Source organism: Leucobacter sp. 1207-22, assembly GCF_052850455.1.
On the sequence record NZ_VXCR01000004.1, the window covers coordinates 101,878 to 121,750 of the forward strand.

The 19,873-nt window shown below is 59.3% G+C and carries 23 protein-coding genes; 4 read left to right on the forward strand and 19 right to left on the reverse strand.

All coding sequences use genetic code 11. The features are described 5' to 3' along the window. Positions 1-55 precede the first annotated feature (55 nt). The 4 genes from FW756_RS08605 to infC all read right to left on the reverse strand — a co-directional run bounded on the left by FW756_RS08605 (position 56) and on the right by infC (position 2,243). On the reverse strand, positions 56-865 hold the full coding sequence (locus FW756_RS08605; protein ID WP_446429754.1) for a TrmH family RNA methyltransferase: 810 nt from the start codon (positions 863-865) through the stop codon (positions 56-58). A 77-nt stretch (positions 866-942) separates the two neighbouring features. After that, positions 943-1,326, reverse strand: a complete 384-nt coding sequence (gene rplT, locus FW756_RS08610; protein WP_188023701.1) for a 50S ribosomal protein L20 — start codon at positions 1,324-1,326, stop codon at positions 943-945. Between the two features lie 40 nt (positions 1,327-1,366). After that, positions 1,367-1,561 carry a 50S ribosomal protein L35 gene (gene rpmI / locus FW756_RS08615; RefSeq protein WP_446429755.1) on the reverse strand — a complete coding sequence of 65 codons (195 nt, stop codon included), beginning with the start codon at positions 1,559-1,561 and terminating at the stop codon, positions 1,367-1,369. 76 nt (positions 1,562-1,637) lie between these two features. Further along, positions 1,638-2,243 (reverse strand): translation initiation factor IF-3, encoded by a 606-nt coding sequence (infC, locus tag FW756_RS08620; RefSeq protein ID WP_446430034.1) that lies wholly within the window; start codon positions 2,241-2,243, stop codon positions 1,638-1,640. 250 nt (positions 2,244-2,493) lie between these two features. On the opposite strand from infC, the gene FW756_RS08625 reads away from it, so the two are divergent. Continuing rightward, entirely contained in the window at positions 2,494-2,868 is a 375-nt protein-coding gene (locus FW756_RS08625) for a DUF1844 domain-containing protein (RefSeq protein WP_446429756.1), read from the forward strand. Positions 2,869-2,929: 61 nt separating this feature from the next. Here the strand turns inward: FW756_RS08625 and FW756_RS08630 are convergent, their stop codons facing one another. Beyond that, positions 2,930-3,382, reverse strand: coding sequence for an Lrp/AsnC family transcriptional regulator (locus FW756_RS08630; protein WP_446429757.1), 453 nt, complete (start codon positions 3,380-3,382; stop codon positions 2,930-2,932). 80 nt (positions 3,383-3,462) lie between these two features. On the opposite strand from FW756_RS08630, the gene FW756_RS08635 reads away from it, so the two are divergent. After that, positions 3,463-4,212, forward strand: coding sequence for an AzlC family ABC transporter permease (locus FW756_RS08635; protein ID WP_446429758.1), 750 nt, complete (start codon positions 3,463-3,465; stop codon positions 4,210-4,212). Beyond that, positions 4,209-4,538, forward strand: coding sequence for a branched-chain amino acid transporter permease (locus FW756_RS08640; protein WP_446429759.1), 330 nt, complete (start codon positions 4,209-4,211; stop codon positions 4,536-4,538). The genes FW756_RS08635 and FW756_RS08640 overlap by 4 nt, the downstream gene beginning before the upstream one ends. 38 nt (positions 4,539-4,576) lie before the next feature. Here the strand turns inward: FW756_RS08640 and FW756_RS08645 are convergent, their stop codons facing one another. The 10 genes from FW756_RS08645 to FW756_RS08690 all read right to left on the reverse strand — a co-directional run bounded on the left by FW756_RS08645 (position 4,577) and on the right by FW756_RS08690 (position 12,591). Beyond that, on the reverse strand, positions 4,577-4,753 hold the full coding sequence (locus tag FW756_RS08645; RefSeq protein ID WP_446429760.1) for a methionine/alanine import family NSS transporter small subunit: 177 nt from the start codon (positions 4,751-4,753) through the stop codon (positions 4,577-4,579). Then, positions 4,750-6,321, reverse strand: coding sequence for a sodium-dependent transporter (locus tag FW756_RS08650; RefSeq protein ID WP_446429761.1), 1,572 nt, complete (start codon positions 6,319-6,321; stop codon positions 4,750-4,752). Before FW756_RS08650 ends, FW756_RS08645 begins: the two co-directional genes overlap by 4 nt. A 90-nt stretch (positions 6,322-6,411) precedes the next feature. Further along, on the reverse strand, positions 6,412-7,299 hold the full coding sequence (locus FW756_RS08655; protein WP_446429762.1) for an SseB family protein: 888 nt from the start codon (positions 7,297-7,299) through the stop codon (positions 6,412-6,414). A gap of 54 nt (positions 7,300-7,353) precedes the next feature. Next, positions 7,354-8,100 carry a bifunctional 1-(5-phosphoribosyl)-5-((5-phosphoribosylamino)methylideneamino)imidazole-4-carboxamide isomerase/phosphoribosylanthranilate isomerase PriA gene (gene priA / locus FW756_RS08660; protein ID WP_446429763.1) on the reverse strand — a complete coding sequence of 249 codons (747 nt, stop codon included), beginning with the start codon at positions 8,098-8,100 and terminating at the stop codon, positions 7,354-7,356. A gap of 37 nt (positions 8,101-8,137) precedes the next feature. Next, the gene (gene hisH, locus FW756_RS08665) at positions 8,138-8,776 is read right to left on the reverse strand and encodes an imidazole glycerol phosphate synthase subunit HisH (RefSeq protein ID WP_446429764.1); all 639 of its coding nucleotides are present in this window, start codon (positions 8,774-8,776) and stop codon (positions 8,138-8,140) included. Then, positions 8,773-9,384, reverse strand: a complete 612-nt coding sequence (gene hisB, locus FW756_RS08670) for an imidazoleglycerol-phosphate dehydratase HisB (RefSeq protein ID WP_446429765.1) — start codon at positions 9,382-9,384, stop codon at positions 8,773-8,775. Before hisB ends, hisH begins: the two co-directional genes overlap by 4 nt. 21 nt (positions 9,385-9,405) lie before the next feature. Further along, on the reverse strand, positions 9,406-10,245 hold the full coding sequence (locus tag FW756_RS08675; RefSeq protein ID WP_446429766.1) for a cytochrome c biogenesis CcdA family protein: 840 nt from the start codon (positions 10,243-10,245) through the stop codon (positions 9,406-9,408). A 9-nt stretch (positions 10,246-10,254) separates the two neighbouring features. Then, on the reverse strand, positions 10,255-11,010 hold the full coding sequence (locus tag FW756_RS08680; RefSeq protein ID WP_446429767.1) for a DsbA family protein: 756 nt from the start codon (positions 11,008-11,010) through the stop codon (positions 10,255-10,257). Next, a complete protein-coding gene (locus FW756_RS08685) occupies positions 11,010-12,101 on the reverse strand; it encodes a histidinol-phosphate transaminase (RefSeq protein WP_446429768.1) in 1,092 nt (363 codons plus the stop codon). The genes FW756_RS08680 and FW756_RS08685 overlap by 1 nt, the downstream gene beginning before the upstream one ends. Positions 12,102-12,159: 58 nt before the next feature. After that, positions 12,160-12,591, reverse strand: a complete 432-nt coding sequence (locus FW756_RS08690) for a LysM peptidoglycan-binding domain-containing protein (protein WP_446429769.1) — start codon at positions 12,589-12,591, stop codon at positions 12,160-12,162. A 273-nt stretch (positions 12,592-12,864) separates the two neighbouring features. Here FW756_RS08690 and lexA point away from each other — a divergent pair, with 273 nt between their 5' ends. After that, complete coding sequence (gene lexA, locus FW756_RS08695) at positions 12,865-13,524, forward strand: transcriptional repressor LexA (protein ID WP_446429770.1); 660 nt, start codon at positions 12,865-12,867, stop codon at positions 13,522-13,524. Positions 13,525-13,594: 70 nt separating this feature from the next. Here the strand turns inward: lexA and FW756_RS08700 are convergent, their stop codons facing one another. The 4 genes from FW756_RS08700 to hflX form a co-directional block, all read right to left on the reverse strand. Next, positions 13,595-14,509: a methylenetetrahydrofolate reductase gene (locus FW756_RS08700; protein ID WP_446429771.1), complete on the reverse strand. Its 915-nt coding sequence runs from the start codon at positions 14,507-14,509 to the stop codon at positions 13,595-13,597. Further along, entirely contained in the window at positions 14,506-15,702 is a 1,197-nt protein-coding gene (locus FW756_RS08705; protein ID WP_446429772.1) for a hypothetical protein, read from the reverse strand. The genes FW756_RS08700 and FW756_RS08705 overlap by 4 nt, the downstream gene beginning before the upstream one ends. Continuing rightward, on the reverse strand, positions 15,686-18,019 hold the full coding sequence (gene metE / locus FW756_RS08710; RefSeq protein ID WP_446429773.1) for a 5-methyltetrahydropteroyltriglutamate--homocysteine S-methyltransferase: 2,334 nt from the start codon (positions 18,017-18,019) through the stop codon (positions 15,686-15,688). The genes FW756_RS08705 and metE overlap by 17 nt, the downstream gene beginning before the upstream one ends. A 199-nt stretch (positions 18,020-18,218) precedes the next feature. Next, positions 18,219-19,859, reverse strand: a complete 1,641-nt coding sequence (hflX, locus tag FW756_RS08715; RefSeq protein ID WP_446429774.1) for a GTPase HflX — start codon at positions 19,857-19,859, stop codon at positions 18,219-18,221. Between the last annotated feature and the right edge of the window lie 14 nt (positions 19,860-19,873).

Sequence of the window (19,873 nt, forward strand, 5' to 3'; positions counted from 1 at the left end):
TGCCCGCCCCTCACGCGTATGTGCCGCACATCGCACAACGCGTGGCGCCGCGCGCTTAGCCGCGTTGAGCGAACGCTGTCTCGTAGAGAAGCACACTTGCCGCAGTTGCGAGGTTGAGCGATTCAGCAGAGCCATAGATGGGAAGTTTGAGTGCTCGCCCGATCACCTCTCGCTCTGCTTCGTTCAGGCCGCGAGCTTCATTCCCAAAGACCCAAGCAATACTTCCGTTGAGATCGCCGTGTGCGCGGGCATGCGTGAGGTCCGCTCCCCGAACATCTGCGGCGATCGTTTCCAGCCCAGCTGACCGAGCAGCCTGAACAACGTCAGAAAGCTCCGGAACAACTGCCACGGGCAAATGGAACATCGAACCCGTAGTTGACCGCACCACTTTGGGATGCCAGGGGTCTACCGCATCACCAGTGAAAATCACCCCATCAGCGCCTGCTGCATCTGCCGCACGGAGGACAGCGCCAGCGTTGCCAGGATCACGCACCTCATGAAGTACGGCAATAAGCCGCGCCGATTCCAGCATTGTTTCAACCGAGGCGTTCTCCAAGCGAGCAACCGCAATAACGCCCTGTGGCTGCACAGTCTCCGCTAGCGCAGCGAGGACCTCAGGCGTGGCGCGCTCGATGCGCACACCTGCTTCATTTGCAAGGTGATCCATTTCTCGCTGCCAGGGCTCATTGCCGATCGTTGCGTAGACCACTTCAGCAAGTGCTGGCTGGTGCACAAGAAGCTCACGTACGGCTTGTGGCCCCTCCACCAAGAAGCGCTGCTGTTCACGGCGCTCTTTCTTACGGGCAAGCGCTGCCGCACGCTTCACACGGGTGGCCTTCGGGTTTTCAAGAATGGCGTCGTTCACCCTTTAACCCTACTCTCCAGGGAGAAATAGAAATGCCCCGGCCGAAGCCGGGGCATTTCTATACAGCTGTGAAGAGCTTACGCTGCCTTGGGTGCCGAGGTGTCGGCGGGCAGTGCGTTCTTTGCAACCTCAACGAGCGTCGCGAATGCGGTGGGCTCGTTGGTAGCAAGCTCCGAGAGCATGCGGCGGTCAACCTCAACACCAGCGATCGCGAGACCCTGGATGAAACGGTTGTAGGTCAGGCCGTTTGCACGTGCACCTGCGTTGATGCGCTGGATCCAAAGGCGACGGAAGTTGCCCTTGTTCTTGCGACGGTCGTTGTATGCGTAAACGTGCGAGTGGAGCAGCTGCTCTTTCGCCTTACGGTACAGACGCGAACGCTGTCCGCGGTAGCCCGATGCACGCTCAAGAACAACGCGACGCTTCTTGTGGGCATTGACGGCCCGCTTGACTCTTGCCATTTCAGTGTTTCCTTACTGAGTTAAAGAACGGTGGGCCGAATTAGTGGCCGAGGAGCTTCATTGCCTGCTTGGCATCGCCCTTGCTGAGCACCTGCTCAGCGTTCAGGCGGCGCTTGCGCTTCGAGGCCTTGACCTCGAGGTTGTGGCGCATACCGGCCTGCTGCTTCATCAGCTTGCCGCTACCGGTGAGCTTGAAGCGCTTCTTAGCACCCGAGTGGGTCTTCTGCTTAGGCATCGATTTCTCCTTGTTGTGGTGCGCGCCGCCTGGGCGACTGCGTCTGGCGCGAAACGATCAAAGATCGTCGCAGGTCTTATTCGGCAGCCGCTTCCGAGTCGTTGCTCTTTTCAGCACGGCGGGTTGCCTTTTCCTCAGCGCGGCGAGCATTCTGCTCTGCCTTTGCCTCGGACTTGTTCTTGACGGGTGCAATGACCATGACCATGTTGCGGCCGTCAATGCGCGGCGACGACTCTACCGAGCCGAATTCCACGATGTCCTCCGCGAACTGCTGGAGGAGACGTACACCCTGCTCGGGTCGCGACTGCTCGCGACCACGGAAGAGGATCATTGCCTTCACCTTGTCGCCCTGCGACAGGAAGCCGATAGCGCGCTTGAGCTTGGTCTCGTAGTCATGCTTATCGATCTTCAAACGGAAGCGAACTTCCTTAAGAACCGTGTTGGCCTGATTACGACGAGCTTCTTTAGCCTTCTGCGCAGCTTCGTACTTGAACTTGCCGTAGTCCATGATCTTCGCAACGGGAGGCTTGGAGTTAGGCGCTACCTCGACAAGGTCGAGTTCTGCCTCGGCTGCCATGCGGAGGGCAACGTCGATTGACACCACACCCACCTGCTCGCCACCTGGGCCTACCAGGCGCAGTTCAGTTGCACGGATGCGGTCGTTAGTACGGGGCTCGCTGATTGCCGACTCCTCTGATCTCGTAATGATCCACCCTTAGGGTGTAACGGATTCAGAGAAATGACACACGACTCGCGCGTCTCATACCCTTTAGCTGTCGCTGTGCGACGGGGTACCAACTACCCGGTAACCTATAAGTGGTGCCGGGTGGGAGAATCTCCTCTTCCGTAGCTCCCGGCTGCTTGCCGAGAACCTCAGCAAGCTTAGCACAAGATTCGTTGCAAGCGAATACCACCGAAAGAACAGGACAACTGTGAGCGAAAACGCAGAAGATCAGCAGATCTCCAACGACGCCCCTGAAAGCGTTGCAGATGCGGCCCGCGATATTGCTGACGTCGCCGCTGTTGAGATCATCACCACCGCCGCAGTGCACCTGCTCAGCGCAGCGGCCGTAAAGGTCGGCCTCGCGGATGATCCAGAGAATCAGATTGACCTTGACGAGGCACGCAAGCTCATCAACGCACTCGCAGGCCTCATCACCGCGGGTGCGCCCGAGGTGAGCGATATGCACGCACGCAGCCTCCGCGACGGCCTGCGCTCAGTGCAGCTCGCATTCCGCGAAGCATCGCAGGTACCCGATGCTCCCGGCGCAGGACCCGGCGAAAAGTACACCGGCTCAGTCATCTAGGCATTCACCACAGAGGAGTGGGGCGCGTGGCAGCTTGCTACGCGCCCCACTCCTCTGTGCGTCAGCCACTTGCGAGACGGCCCGTCATGACGTTCTTGATCGCGATGTGCGAGGTAAAACGCGCGACACCCGTGACTGCACTCACCCGGTGTGTGTGAAAGTCTTCATATGCGGCAAGGTCGGCCACGCCGACCCGAGCAAAGTAATCCGGGCTCCCGAAGAGGCGTCTGAGCTCCAACACTTCAGGCAAGTCAGACACTTCACGCTCAAACGACTCGATAGTGGCCGCGTCATGTGACGCAAGCTCGAAGAGCAGAATGACTTCGAACGCCCGGCCCACCGCAGCTGGATCCACCTCTGCGTGGTAGCCGCGAATCACGCCATCGCGCTCGAGCCGCTGGACCCGGCGCAGACAGGGCCCGGGCGTGAGCCCGATCCGCGCAGCAAGGTCGACATTATTGAGACGCCCTTCGCGTTCGAGAATCTCAATAATTGCACGATCTAATTCATCCATGCATATATATTGCATGATTCCTGAACTCCGCACCATATTTGAGCACACACATTGCCACAAAAATGCGGCAAACTACTTCCATGGAATCCGAACCCGCGCAGATAGCGGCAACTTCACGCCGCGCAGACATTCGCGCAGGCATGCAAGACTCCTTTGGCGTAGGCCTAGGCATCTTCCCACTCGGGTTCGCGCTCGGCATGCTGGTTATCCAGGCAGGCCTCCCCTGGTGGCTCACGCCTGCGCTGTCTATCGGCATCTTTGCAGGCTCCGTCGAGTTGTTCCTCGTTGGATTGCTCGCCGCTTATGCACCACTCATTACCATCGCGGTCACGGTGTTCGCCTTGAACTTCAGGCACGTGTTTTACCCGTTCTCATTCCCGCTCCACAAAGTACGTCGGGGTTGGCCACGCTGGTATTCCATGTACGCGATGATCGATGAGGCGTACGCAACCTACACGATCATGCCCGACAAGAGCATTACATCCGCACGGATGGTGACTGGGCAGCTTTGCATGCAGGGGTACTGGGTTGCGGGTGGCCTCCTTGGTGTACTCGTCGCGAACTCGCTGCCAGGCCCGATTGCAGGTTTCGAATTCGCGCTTACTGCATTGTTCATCGTGATGACCATGGACGCCATTCGAGGAAAGCGCGAAATCCCCTCCGCAGTTTTGGCAGGACTGGCTGTCACCGTCGCAATGGTGACAATGCCAGAGCAAGCACTCCTCGCTGCCCTCGTGCTCTTCACCTTGTCACTTGTCGGGCGCTACCTCTGGCAGCGGGCACGCGACACACTCCTCGAAGAACCTGGCAACGCGGAGGAACAGGCATGACCCAAACGACATATCTGCTGATCGCTGTATTGGTGAGCGGCCTCATTACCTTCGCGTTGCGCGCACTTCCATTCGCGATTCTGAAACCGTTGCGAAAGAACAAGTTTGTGCAACTGCTCGGGCAGTGGATGCCCGCAGGAATTCTCCTCATGCTCGCGGTGGTGGTGCTGCAAGAGTCGATCGTCGCAGCACCCAGCAAGTGGTGGATCGTTCTCGCTGCTTCCGGAGTGACCATCATCACTCACATACTCACCAAACGTCGCGCCCTCATCAGCATCGCCGTTGGCACTGCATCGTACGTCGCACTACTCGCAGCATTCGGGTAATACGACGATTGCCGCTCCGAAGAGCGGCAATCGTTTGATTACTCGTAGGTGGTACTCGAGTGGTGGAGCGCTTTATCGGCGTCCTCTAGACCACCAGGCGGGTACTCAGACTCGTCAAGCTCGGGGTGCTTCGTTAGGAACACGGAGCTTGCGATCAGCCCGCCCCACAGCACGACGAACGACAGCACCATAAAGGTGAGAGAAATCGGGGTCATGCGTTGCTCTTTTCAACGGTCGGCTGCTTCTCTGGCGTGAACTCAGGGTACGGCACAAACTTGTTCGGATCATACTTCCACGGAATCGACGTGAAGATCAGCGCGGCAAGCACCATGATCGCAACGCAGCCCCAGCCAAAGAGGTTTGTGTACCAGCTCGGGTAGGTACCGTAGCCGTCGCGCGTCAGCGAGACGACGACCTGTACGAGCATGAACCCAATCACGAGCGGGCTCAAAATACCGACGAAGAATCGCCAGACTCGGCCGACCTTGAACGTCGAAAGCGCCGAAATATGATGCGAAAGCTCTGGACCACGCTTGTAGATCCACATCACAACGATCGTAGAAATGACCGCAGCAAAGACAATGCCGAAGTTGTTGACCCAGTTGTCGATGACATCGAGGGTGTTCAATCCTGAGGTCGTCGTGTACAGCGCAAGCGAAATCATTGCGAGCAGACCACCAACGCCCCAGACCGCTTGGCGGCGCGACAGACCAAACTTATCCATGACCGCAGCAATGATGACCTCGAGCACCGAGATAAGCGAGGTAATACCGGCGAGGAAGATCGAACCGAAGAAGAGCACACCGAAGAGCTGACTCATGGGCATCTCTGCAACGATCGCTGGGAACGTCATGAATGCGAGACTCACGCCGCTGATGCCATCAATTTCGTTCACGCCGATTCCCTGCTGTGCCGCGAAGAAGCCGAGCGCCGCGAAGACGCCCACACCCGCGAGCAACTCGAAGGAGGAGTTCGCGAAAGCGACCACCAGGCCTGGCGACGAGAGGTTCGAACGACGCTTACGGTATGACGAGTACGTCACCATGATGCCGAACGCAACAGAGAGCGAGAAGAAGACCTGTCCGTAGGCAGCGATCCACACCTTCGGCTGTGCGAGTGCAGCGAAGTCAGGCGTGAAGAATGCGCTTACGCCGTCGAGTGCGCCAGGAAGAGTGATCGCGCCAATGACGAGTGCAAGGAACGTCACCACGAGCAACGGCAAGAACACAACGTTCATCTTCTCAATACCCTTTGCGACACCGGTCGCTTGCACGATGAGCACCACTGCCCAGATCGCCGCAACCGGAATCAGCAGGGCAGGGACGAAGTCCATCGTGAACGGCGCCTCGGAAGTCTGCAGGTACTCACCAACGAAATATCCCGCTGCATCATCGCCCCACTTCAAGTCGAACGAGAACACGAAGTAGCTCACTGCCCACGCCACCACGACCGCATAGTAGGTTGCGATGAAGACGTTGATCATGACCTGGAACCACCCGATGGTTTCGCCACCCTTACCAGCCGCACGGCGAAGTGCGAGCGGTGCGGAACCGCGGAAGCGATGACCAACGGCGTAGTCAAAGAGCAGAATCGGAATGCCTGCGGTCAAGAGCGCCACGAAGTACGGGATGAGGAATGCGCCACCGCCGTTTTCGAATGCGACGCCAGGAAAACGCCAAATATTGCCAAGCCCGACAGCCGAACCGATCGCAGCGAAGATGAACCCGAACTGGCCGGTCCACTGTTCTCGTTTTGGCGCGCCAGTTACCTTTGCAGATGACATGCGTCAGCCTTTCTCAAGCGCCACCTTGGTGACGCGGACGGATTATAAGACCGAGCTAGCGTACCACCGAGACACAACGAGCAGACAAGGCTATGCAGGCATCTGAGGAACAACCTTCAGCGAATCAACGCGGTCAGCAATGGTCGCGTTCGCAGCCCAGCGTTGCTGAAGCGCGGTGACAAGGTCGGCGAGTCCCTCACGGTTGAGGCCCGGCTCAACGAGTAGGCGCACCTCTGTTTCCGCTGAGACAAGTTCACCGGTCGGATCGCCAGGAATCACCGCAAGTGCCTGCAGACGCGGCTCCCCCGCACTCGCTGCAAGAAACGCTTGACGCACTGCAACATCTGCCCACGCTGGCAGCAAAAATTCCCCGAGCGCAAGCGCTTGCAACTCTGGTCGACGCACCCCAACTCGAGTCTCCGCCGAAGCCGGATCGATGATGAGAAGATCTGTTTCTTCTTGCGCAGCCGCGACAGCAGCCTGTGGCGCTGGCACCGGGATGGGTCGCGCCTCGGGGTTCCAATCCCGCATGGCCTCCGCGGAGGTAAACACCGGCATGACTCGACGTCCATCAGGTGCTGCAACCGTCACGATCGAGAGCTCCTGTGACTTCTCAACGATGCGGCCATCTGGTGTCTCACCGATGTCGCCCGCTTCCGCCACCAAAGGAATGAGGAGGCGGATCTTCGACATCGCAACGATCAACTCAGCTCGGCGCTCACCGAGCAGCGCAAATGCTGCTGCCTGATCCGCCGCCCCCGCAAGGCCAGCCGCGGCCTCACGCATCGCACCGAGTGCGGCAAGGTACGTCTCTGGAGTCGAGCCGTCATCATCTGCGAACGCAGTCTCATGGTGTTCGAAGGTTCGACCTTCCCACGGGAACCCCGCCGAATCGGCGTCACCGCCGGCAACAAGCGATTCCGGGACGCCTGTGGTGCGCGGCATATCGCCGGTGGATGGAAGCTTCTTAATCGCCATGTAGAGACCGCCTAACGCTTGGAAGCCCCGCGCTTGTCGCACGGGGCACCAGACTTAGTTTGATGCGACGTCGAGTGCCGCTTGCAAGCTGAATGCGCCGTCGTAGAGCGCCTTACCAATGATTGCTCCCTCGATGCCCGCAGGCACCTGCTCGCGCAGGGCGACCAGATCATCAAGGCTGGAGATGCCACCCGATGCAACAACTGGGCGTGACGTGTGGCGGCAGACTTCAAGGAGCAACTCGATGTTCGGTCCTCGCATGGTGCCGTCCTTGGTGACGTCAGTCACGACGTAGCGGGGGCAGTTTGCATCTTCGAGACGCTCAAGCACCTCCCACAGGTTGCCACCTTCTTCGGTCCAACCACGGCCGGCAAGCGTCTCACCACGCACGTCAAGGCCTACGGCAATCTTCTCGCCGTAGCGAGCGATCGCAGCGCGCGTCCACTCTGGATTCTCGAGTGCTGCCGTGCCAAGATTCACACGCGCAGCACCCATTTCGATTGCCGCTTCAAGGCTCCGATCATCACGGATGCCACCGGAAAACTCGATGTTCGTCTTGCCAGAGCGGGCCATGATCTTCTTTGCAACTCCAACGTTGCTGCCTCGCCCGAAGGCTGCGTCGAGATCCACGAGGTGGATCCACTCGGCCCCCTGCTCAATCCAGTCAAGTGCCGCGTCAACAGGGTCACCATAGCCGGTCTCAGTACCAGCTTCGCCCTGGGTCAGGCGAACGGCTTGACCATTGACCATATCGATTGCGGGAAGCAGTGTGAGCGCCGGAGCGCTGTTCAGGTTCGACATTCGTTGTTCCTTAGTTGTCGCGGATCAGTGCCCCGAGTTAGAGGGAAGATATCCAGTTGCGCAGCAGCTGCAGCCCGGCCTCACCGGACTTTTCAGGATGGAACTGGGTTGCCGTGAGCGGGCCGTTCTCGACCGCAGCGATGAAGCGTTCGCCAGCCTCGCTCCAGGTCACGAGGGGGCGGGTAGCCTCCGTACGACCTTCGATGGTCCATTCCGTTGCAGCGTTACTGTGCACGAAATAGAAGTGTTCGTTTTCGATGCCCGCAAAGAGCTGTGATCCTGCGGGAACGTCTACCGTGCTCCAGCCCATGTTTGGAAGACGTGGTGCGTCAAGCTGGCGGACAGTGCCTGGCCATTGGCCGAGGCCTTCAGCGGTAACGCCACGTTCGATGCCCCGTTCAAACATGATCTGGTGGCCCACACAAATTCCCAACACAGGTCGCCCACCGGCAAGGCGTCGGTCGATGAGTTCGTCACCACGGACGGCAAGGAGCTGCCGCATCACCGCATCGTATGCGCCTACACCAGGGACGAAGAGCCCATCGGCAGCTGCGACCGCTGCGGGGTCGGCTGTGAGTTCGACATCAGCACCGGCATGCTCAAGTGCAGTGATCGCCGAGTGTACGTTGCCCGATCCGTAGGCCAGAACTACGACCTTTGGCCGTGCTTCACTCACAGTGCGCCCTTCGTTGATGGAATGATGCCAGCCATCACCGAGTCTGCCGACTTTGCCTGGCGGAAGGCACGCGCAAACGCCTTGAATTCTGCCTCAGCGATGTGATGCGGATCCCGGCCTTCAACGAGCTTAATGTGCGCGGTCAGGCGCGCATTCAACACAATGGCTTCAAAGAAGTGACGCACCATTGAGCCAGTAAAGTGACCACCGATGAGGTGGAACTCGAAGCCTGCTGGCTCACCAGAGTGCACAAGGTACGGACGACCTGAGATGTCGACAACTGCATGCGCGAGCGCCTCATCGAGCGGGCAGTATGCGTCGCCATAACGCGTGATGCCACGCTTGTCGCCAAGCGCTTCGAGAATTGCCTGGCCGAGCAAAATGCCGGTGTCCTCAACCGTGTGATGAACATCGATATGTACATCACCTTCTGCGCGCACGGTGAGATCCGAGGCAGAATGCTTTGCGAACGCCGTCAGCATGTGATCAAAGAACGGGACGCCGGTGGCGACATCGGCTTTGCCAGTTCCATCGAGATCAATACTCAGCGTGATCGAGGATTCGCTCGTCACGCGCTCAAGTGCGGCAGTGCGCCCGGTAGCAGTCATGAGATGAGTCTATCCGGTTCGCTAGAGCGCTTCAGAGCCTTCCGCCAATTCGTTACGGGATTCACGTGCGCGACGCGTCAGCCACCAGATGCCAAGCGCGCAGGCGGCAAGTACGACAAGCACAATCCAATCAGGAACAACAGCACCAGCCTGCAGCGCACCATTTTCAAGAACGGCCTGCTGGTCGACTCCGAGCACTCCAGAAAGACTCTCGGTGCCATCGGTCACGATCAACAGAATTCCTACGGCGATCGTAATCACACCGCCGATGATGAAGGTCCATGAGTTACGCCACTTGCCAATCACGAGCTCACGCGGGCGAACGATCTTACGGATGACGGGGATGCGATCCCACAGCACCGCAAGCAGGAGCATGGGGACAACCATTCCGACTGCGTACACGAACATCGTGAGCGCTCCAGTGATCGCACTCCCTCCGAACGCTGAAAGCGCAAGGATCGCACCAAAGATTGGTCCAGCGCAACCGCCGGCGAGACCGTACACGGCGCCGAGTGAGAACACAGAAAGCGCAGACGCATTCGCTGCCCCCTGACTGCGCGTGAGGCCTGGAATACGAATCCCAAGCAGCATAACCACGCCGAACACGATGACAATAACGGCTAGCCAGGTGAGCAATGATCCGCGGTGAAGATTGATCCACCCACCAAGGGTTCCCGCCAAGGCACCAATAGGAACGAGCGTGACAACAAGGCCCGCTAGAAAGACTCCGGTACGACTCACGAGCTTGCCAGTGTTAGGAAATGCATACGCGAAGAACGCGGGCAAAAGCATCACTGAACAGGGGCTGAGGATAGCGAGCATGCCGCCAAGGAAGGCGCCGAACAGATTAATGGACCCCATACCGGGCTGCTACTCGACTTCCTTGAGCTTCGCGTCGATGGCTGCCCGGAAGGTCTCGATCGTCTGTGCACCACTCAAGGGGCTATCACAATCACTCAGGACGAAGAACGGCACGCCTGAGACGCCAAGCTGTTGCGATTCTGTCGTCGACGCGCGTACGGCTTCTTCATGGGTGCCTGCCGCGACCGTTGCGTCGAATGCTGCGAGATCAGCAACACCCGCGGCTTTTGCAATCACAGTGAGATCTGCGTCGGTCAGCTCAGCGTTGTCAGTCGCACCCTGGTGTTCATACACGCCGTCGAGGAACTCGAAGTACTTTCCTTGATCGCCGGCTGCACGTGCCGCGCCAGCAATCTTGACTGAGGCTTCACCGCCTACCAGGGCTGCATCATGAATCTCGATGCGGAGCTTACCCGTATCGACGTACTCCTTCACAATCTGGGGCATCGTCTCGCGGGTGTACTTACCGCACCAAGGGCAGCGGAAGTCGGTCCACTCATGCATCACGACAGGCGCATCAACGTCACCGATAGCCATCGGGTCGTTCGGGTCGCGACGGTCCTGCACCGGGCAGGAGCTCGCCTGTTCTGCACTGCTGTCACCAGTCGCCGCGCTGTCGGCATTCGAGCCGTTCGTTGGCCACTGAACCGCAACAAAGACGCCACCAACCACGAGCACAGCGCCCAAAACTAGGTTGAGCAGACGCGAACGGCGGTAACGCTGTTCAAGCGTCGCACGCCCGAGCTGTTCAATCGGAACGCCCATTATGCGGCCACCCCTACCCCAGCAGTAATCTCACGTATCGCTTCGATGACCTGGCCGGTCTCTTCTGGCGTACCTGCCGTAATGCGCAGATGGCCATCGATCCCGAGGTTGCGGACCAGAATGCCACGCTCGAAGAGGGCCGCAAACATCGCTTCTGGGTCGACAAAGCCACCGACAAGCAAGAAGTTCGCGCCAGAATCATGCACGCGATATCCCATTGCAGTGAGCTCATGTGCGAGCCGGTCACGTTCGGCGCGGATCGCGTCAACCGTTGACAACATGGCTTGAGAGTGGCGAAGTGCCGTTGTTGCTGCAGCCTGCGTCAACGCCGAAAGATGGTACGGCAGACGCACGAGACGGAGCGCATCGATCACAGCAGAATCTGCGGCGAGATACCCGAGCCGGACGCCAGCGAAGGCAAACGCCTTGCTCATCGTGCGAGACACCAGCAAACGGTGCCGTCCCGGAAGCAATTCAATAGCCGAGCTGTTGTCATCATCGAACTCGTGGTACGCCTCGTCAACGATCAGGATGCCGTCAAACGCGTCATAAGCGGCGAGAATCGTCTCACGGGTGAGCGGGGTACCCGTTGGATTGTTGGGGCCGCAGATAATGGCAATGTCAGGCTGGTGTTCCGCGAGCGCCGCAGCCACAAATTCGGGGGACAACGCATAATCAGCTGGGCGTGGAACGGCAACCCAGCCGGTGTCAGTACCGTCAGCAAGCAGCGGGTACATGGAATAGGTAGGCGTGAAGCTGAGTAGCGTGCGACCGGGGCCACCAAATGCCTGCAGCACCTGCTGCAGCACCTCATTCGAACCGTTCGCCGCCCAGACCTGCTCAAACGACAATGAATGACCCAGGTAATTAGCAAGCTCGGTGCGAAGCTCGGTGGCCTCCCGATCTGGGTAGCGATTCACGTTACGAACCGCCTGTGCGAGCGAAGCAACAATGTCGGTGAGCACCTCCTCCGAAATTGGATGGGTGTTCTCGTTGACATTCAAGCTCACGGGAACCGGGTCTTGCGGGGCACCATAGGGTGCCTTGCCCACAAGGTTTGATCGGAGGGGAAGATCGCTCAGTTTAGCCACGCTGTTCAGTCTAGCCACGCGAACATGGTGATCGACCGAGCGTTATACGTTTCAGTGGCTACTCAGCACTTGAATAGCGCAAGGGAATCGCGATGGCGTCACCAACCTGAATGTCAACGCCGTTGAGCTGGTTCAGTCGTGCAAGCTCGGCAACAAGATCACGCGGGTCTGCCTGAGGATCAACACTCTCAGCAATTGACCACAGCGAGGCACCGGGGCTCGCGATGACATAGGTGAACTCCTGCTCACTTGTTGCGAGCGTGGCCTGCGCACTCGGAGCCGACATGAGTGCCGCGGCAGCGAGCAGCACAGCAAACAGCAATGCGCCAAGCACACCAAACACCACACGACCACGACGAGTCAGACGGATCTTCATGGGTGCAGCTGCGACTGCACTTCCCGCAGCCGATGTGGTCGTCGCAAGACGCTGCATTGCGTCAAGCTGCTCATGCGGGAAAGACAGTACGGGAGTCATGGTGTTGGTAGTCACGAGCTCTTCCTCCAAAGTTGGTCGTTCTGCGCGTCTCTTTTCGAATTTTCACCAACGCGTTCGAACATCTATTTCGAATATATCTTCGAAGCTTCGAATGCACAACTCTGATATTCGACTTCTTTCGAGCGACACTCGAACACATGTTTGCCGGATATGTCTTTGCAAGTTAGGGTTTCGAAACAACACCCCCACCCAAACACCCACCACCGACATTCCAACTTTTGCCCCGAGTTGCGGGCTTTGTTCGAAGTCGAGAGGAACGGATTCACCATGGCCGATGGCACTGCACGCACCAAGCCCCTCACTGAGAAGCAGCGCGCAATCCTCGAGTTCATTTGCCGTTCGGTTGAAGGCCGGGGGTACCCGCCGAGCATGCGTGAGATCGGCGACGCTGTTGGCCTATCCTCGTTGTCGAGCGTGACGCATCAGCTCAGCCGCCTCGAGGTTGCCGGCTACATTCGGCGCGATCCAAACCGCCCACGCGCGCTCGAGATCTTGATCGAACTTACGGAAACCCGCAACGCTTTGAGTGATGAGCAACCAACCGAGGTTGCAGAGACGAGTTTTGTTCCACTTGTCGGCCAGATCGCCGCAGGTGTACCAATTACCGCAGACCAGCAGGTAGAAGAAGTCTTCCCGCTCCCCCGCCAGCTGGTGGGGGATGGAAACTTGTTCATGCTGAAGGTGGTCGGTGACTCAATGATCGACGCAGCTATCTGTGACGGCGACTTCGTCGTCGTCCGCCAGCAGCGCGAGGCCCAGAATGGCGACATGGTCGCTGCAATGCTCGATGGCGAAGCGACCGTCAAGGTCTTCCGTCGACGCGATGGTCACACCTGGCTACTCCCCCGCAACAGCGCGTTCGAGCCGATTCTTGGCGACCACGCTGAAGTCCTCGGCAAGGTGGTCTCAGTGTTCCGTTCGGTGTGATCCGGCCACCGAACCAGCAAGCAACAGGCGCGGCTCTGCATCATGCAAAGCCGCGCCTGTTGCTTGTCTGCTAGCCAAGCGGATCGCGGAGGAGAAGTCCGAGTTCACGCAGCACCGCGAGCACCTGTTCGTGTCGGTTGAACGTATAGAGGTGGATCGACGGCGCGCCACCAGCGATGAGTTCCTGTGCGAGTTCAACGGTGTGCCTAACGCCGAGCTCCGGAGCAAAACCGCCTGCCTCATGCATAGCTCGTTCGAGGCTGGCGGGAGCTGGTTGCCCCGCCAGCTCGGCAACTTTTCGAAGCTGTGCGCTCGTAGAAACCGGCATGAGTCCCGGCAGGATCGGCAGCCGAACGCCCTGCGCACCCGCATCCGCAACGAAACTCAGGTACTCCTCTGCGTGAAAGAACAATTGCGTGATACCGAGAGATGCACCCGCCTCCTGTTTTGCGAGTAACCATTCAATGTCAGCATTTCGACCGTGTGAGTGTGGGTGCCCATTCGGGTATACCGCGACTGCAGTTCGGCCAACACTCGTGAGCGCAGGTCGCTCTGAGCGCGCCTGAGCGGCGAGCTCAACGAGATCGCGTGCAGACAGCGAGCCGGCAACCTCTGGTGAGGACTCCGTCATGCCGCGCGGCGGATCGCCACGTAGCGCTAAGAAGTCATGAATACCAGCGTCCATGAGTTCGTGAATGATCCGCAAGAGCGACTCACGGTTTTCACGCACCGTTGTGAGATGCGCGAGCGGCAACACATCTGTGTGGCTGCGAAGGTACTTCAGCAGATCAACAGATTCGTCTCGGTGCGATCCGTTCGCCCCATAGGTGACTGAAACAAAGTCTGGGTTTGCTGCAGCAAGGTGTTGCACGGCGTGGCCGAGCGCGAGCGCGGCCGCTCCGGTGCGCGCTGGAAACACCTCAAACGAGAACCTCGTCTTGGTGGGTGCGGATCCCGTGAGCAGTGTCGTGTGATCCGCACTCATTGTGCTCCCCCAGACAGCCGCTCACTTGCCATGTGCGTTCCACGCACGCGGGCAGCAATCTTCGCGAACGCAACGTCACGGGCGTAGTCAGGTGAACCGTGACGAGGCTTTTCATCAATGAGGTACGGTGAAAAGCCGCAGTCATCGGTAGAGCCGAGCAGCTCTGCAGGGATGAAGCGCGCGGCGTTCACCAGTTGATCGCGAACATGTTCAGCAGTCTCGAGGCGTGGGCTCGTCGGGTCGGTCACACCGAGCAGTACCCGCGGGAGCTCACGACCCGCCTCGGCAAGGACGTCGAGTTCGTGACCAACAAGTCGCGCTACGCGGCCAGGGTCCTTCTCACTCGCTGCTTGCATGAGGAAGTAGCCAGCCTCAATCTGGAAGAGTTCGGGAATGAGCGCCGCATAGTCGATATCGGCGCTGTGGGCTGAATCGTTCGCGTTTCCCGGGCAGGTGTGCACGCCAGTTGCCGCTCGCTGCGCCGGTGTCAGCCGATCAAGTACCGCGTTGATGAGATCAATGAAGCCGCCAAGTGCCGCTGGGCCTGCCCATGGTGCCCGGAGATCCCGACGGAGCGCGAGTCGACCCTCGGTAAAGTCGATCGATACGCGACTTGCGCCAGCGGCAAAACAGCGTTGGATGTCTTCGGTGCAGCCAGCAACGATGTCTTCCAGGAGCGCTGAGCGCGCCGATCGGTCAACATGTTCAGCTGGCACCATCAGTGACAGCATTGATGGCGAAATGACCGCTTGCTTCACTGGCAGTTGGGTCAGCGGGCGGATCGCAGACACGTCGTCAGCAGCCCACCCTTGGAAGCGAAACGGTGGTGACGAGATCGCGGGCACCACGCGGTGATGTCCGTCCGCGAAGACCGCAAACACCGGCCCCTCCTCCAGGTCCTCCGCTCCGAGGGGATAGCTTGCAAAGCTCTGCCGTCGCTGCTCACCGTCCGACACAATGGGCGAGCCAGTTTCAACGAGTCGAGCGAGTGTGTCTGCGACGGCGGTGTCCTGGATCCGCGCGAATTCTTCGCGCGCGAGGACCCCGATCTCGAGGTCAAGGACTGCTGCTTGCAGCGCAGCCGGTCGCGGCAGGGAGCCCACCTGTTCGGTTGGGAGTACCCCGACTTCCCAGGGAACCCCTGGGAAGTCGGGGGCGGCTACTGCCCCATCAGAACTAGTGTGCGCGCTCACGTGATGCTCCGCGCACAGCCTTTGCAGCCGCGACAAGGTTACTCAGGCTCGCAACGGTCTCGTCGTACCCTCGGGTTTTCAGACCGCAGTCAGGGTTCACCCACAGCTGCTTACCCGGGATGTGTGCTGCCGCAATGCGAAGAAGTTCGGTCTGCTCTGCAATACTTGGCACTCGTGGCGAGTGGATGTCATACACCCCAGGGCCAATGCCGCGGCTGTAGCCGTGGTCACCGAGTGGCACGACCACGTCCATACGGCTGCGCGCTGCCTCAATCGAGGTGACATCCGCGTCGAGCCCGTCAACCGCATCGATAATCTCACCGAACTCCGAGTAACACAGGTGCGTATGGATTTGAATGTCGGGCGCCGCACCAGCTGTAGCGAGTCGGAACGAGCCGACGGACCAATCGAGGTATTCAGCCTGGCGATCCGCGTCAAGAGGAAGCAGCTCACGCAGCGCTGGCTCATCGACCTGCACGATCTTGATACCCGCTTCGACGAGGTCATCGATCTCATCACGAAGCGCAAGCGCAACCTGGTTCGCCGTGTCAGCGAGCGACTGGTCATCGCGAACGAACGACCATGCGAGGATCGTCACCGGCCCCGTAAGCATGCCCTTCACAAAGTGGTCCGTGAGTGACTGCGCGTAGCTGCTCCATGCAACGGTGATCGGCGCAGGACGTGACACGTCACCCCAGAGAATGGAGGGTCGGGTTGCCCGGGTGCCGTAGGACTGCACCCATCCGTTCTCCGTCACCGAGAAACCATCGAGGTGCTCAGCAAAGTACTGCACCATGTCGTTACGCTCTGCTTCACCGTGCACGAGCACGTCCAGGCCAATTTCTTCCTGAAGCTTCACGACCGTTGCGATCTCCGAACGCAAGAATTCGTTGTATGCCGCACCATCAATCTCGCCCCGCACATACGATGCACGCGCCTGACGGATCTCCGTTGTTTGCGGGAATGATCCAATAGTCGTCGTCGCAAGATCTGGAATGCCAAGTGCTCCCTGCGCCACACGCCGCACGTCCTCAGAAGCCCGGCTCCGGTCTGCATCAGTCACTGCGCCAGTACGGGCGCGGATCGCATCGATGCGGACACCTGGCGCCGAAGCGCGATCAGCAAGTACGCGATCCACTGCAGCGAACTCCGCTTCGATGGCCGCCGCGCCTTCGGTAAGACCTTTCGCAAGGATAACGGTCTGCTCTACCTTTTGGTCTGCGAATGCGAGCCAAGATTTGAGACGAGCATCGAGCTGAACCTCAGCGGCAACGTCGTGCGGGACATGCTGGAGGTTATTCGAGGTGCCAACAACTGTGTCAACACCAGCACGCTGCACCGCCGCCGCTTTCTCGAAGGCCGCGCGAAGATCAGTGCGCCAGATGTTGCGCCCATCAACCACACCGGCAACGAACTGCTTGCCGGCGAATGCCGAGGCGAACGAGCCGTCTGCGATTGCCGCGGTAGGAAGCGATCCGCGCACAAGATCTGCGTGCACGGCCTCGATCGGGAGGTTGCCCAGTGCGACTAGCGCATCAGCAGCGTTGCCGTAGGGGGTAGCAAGAAGAATGCGCGGACGGTTCGACACCTTGCCAAGCTGCGTGTAGGCCTGCTCAACAAGCGCGAGTGTTGCCGCTCGATCGCCTGGCACCGAATCAGAGACGAGCGCGGGCTCGTCAAACTGCACCCAGCTTGCTCCAGCTGCGGCGAGCGCATCAAGCAGGTCAGCATAGACTGCGACGACCTCGGCAAGGCGACTGATGGGTGTGAAGCCTGGAGCTGCGTCGTCAGCGGCCTTAGCGAGAAGCAGGTAGGTGACCGGGCCAACGATGACCGGGCGGGTCTCAACGCCTTCTTCCAACGCTTCACGAACCTGCTCAACGAGCGAAGCTGGGTGTGCTTCGAACGGTGTGTGCTCAGAAATCTCGGGGACGGAGAAGTGATAGTTCGTATCAAACCACTTGGTCATTTCGAGTGGCTGGTGGTCGGCGTTGCCGCGAGCGAGCGTGAAGTAGACGTCGAGGTCGTTGCCTGCGATGTTCCCGAAGCGCGCGGGAATCGCCCCGAGTGCAAGCGTCGCATCGAGCACCTGGTCGTAGAAGCTGAAGCTCTCTGGAACAGCGCCGCCAGCTGCGGAAAGACCAAGCTCAACCAGACGGGCACGGGTTACTGCGCGGAGCGCCGCTGCGCGGCGTCGCAGCTCGACCTGGTCAATAGCACCCTTCCAATAGGCTTCGACAGCGCGCTTGAGCTCGCGATCGCGGCCGATTCGGGGATAGCCGAGAATGGTTGCGGTAGGTAGTGCGTGTGCGGTCATGATGACTTCCTCTAAGTAGAACTCAAGGATCAGACCGCCGCTGCTGCGCGAGGCCTTCCCCGTGGAACGCTTAAAAAGTAACCGCCGAGCATTGCACAACGCACGAATATTTCTTTATATGAATAACGTGAACTTATGCAATAACCCCGCCTTATGAGAAAAGCGGGGTTATTGCGAGACGCGTGGAAGTATCAGCCAGTTACTGGCCGCCACCCTCCAACAAATATGGCTCCAGCTTCGAGTACATTTCATCACTCACGAGCGCGCGGATCTGCGTGCCAGCCTCGACGTACTCCGTTTCGAGCACACGGTTGCGTTCATGCATCTCTGCAACAAGTTCGCCTCGCTCGTACGGAACCACTGCGGTCACTTCACGATCCGAGACCGGAAGCGCGGCGTACACGCGCGCCTTGAGTTCTTCAAGCCCCTCACCAGTACGTGCTGACACGAATACCGCGTCAGGTACGAGTCCGTGCAGGAGCATACGCTGCGCATCATCAAAGAGATCACTCTTGTTGAATGCGACGACCTCAGGAACGTCCTGTGCATCTACTTCCGCAATAACCTCGCGAACGGTCTTTAGCTGCCCCTCCGGGTCAGGGTGCGAACCATCCACCACGTGGAGAATCACATCGGCATCCGCAACTTCCTCGAAGGTAGACCTGAACGCCTCAACGAGCTGATGCGGCAGGTTTCGCACGAAGCCAACGGTGTCGGTGAACGTGAATTCACGACCATCGGTCGTCTCTGATCCGCGCACCGCGGTATCCAGCGTTGCGAAGAGCTGGTTCTGCACGAGCTCTTGAGTTGAAGTCAGGCGGTTCACCAGGCTCGACTTACCAGCGTTCGTATAGCCAGCAATTGCGACCGAGGGAACCTCACCGCGCTTACGATTCGCGCGCTTTGCCTCACGGGCAGGTGCGAACCCAGCAATTTGCTTGCGGAGTTTCGCCATGCGCGTGCGGATCCTGCGACGGTCGAGCTCAATCTTCGTCTCACCTGGACCACGCGAGCCCATGCCAGCGCCACCGGCACCACCAGCGCCAACCTGGCCACCAGCCTGACGAGACATCGATTCGCCCCAGCCACGAAGGCGGGGCATCAGGTATTCAAGCTGCGCGAGCTCGACCTGCGCTTTACCCTCACGGCTCTTTGCATGCTGGCTAAAGATATCCAGAATCACCGTGGTGCGGTCAATCACCTTCACCTTCACGACATCCTCAAGAGCACGCCGCTGGCTCGGTGCAAGCTCGGTATCAGCGATCACGGTGTCCGCACCAGTCGCTGCAACGAGATCTGCGAGTTCACGAGCTTTGCCCTTGCCAAGGTATGTCGCAGGGTCGGGGTTCGGTCGCCGCTGCAGCAAGCCATCAAGCACGTTTGCACCCGCTGTTTCGGCGAGGGCAGCAAGCTCGCGGAGCGAGTTCTCTGCTTCCTCGGAACTCTTCGAGGAGTAAATTCCGATGAGAATAACGTTCTCGAGACGGAGTTGGCGGTACTCCACCTCCGTGACATCCTCAAGCTCGGTTGATAGGCCTGAGATACGCGTGAGCGCAGCTCGGTCTTCTCGCTCCATACGGATGGAGTCATACTCATCGTGCGCAGCGTCGTGCGCGTCATCGCCAAGCGCCTGCGCCTGCAGTCCCGCGCCAAAACGACGCAACGGCTCTTCGCCGAGATCACGGGTGATCTGCGCGGACTCTCGGTCAGCGCGGGCAAGCAAGCGCGCAAGTGGATCTGCTGCGTCAAAACCGGTGTCATCGTTCCCGGCTACATCAGTGTCGGCCTCATTGTCGAACTCGTCGAACTCTGCCGCATCGAAATCGTTGTTCTTCGTCATCTGACTTCCAGTGT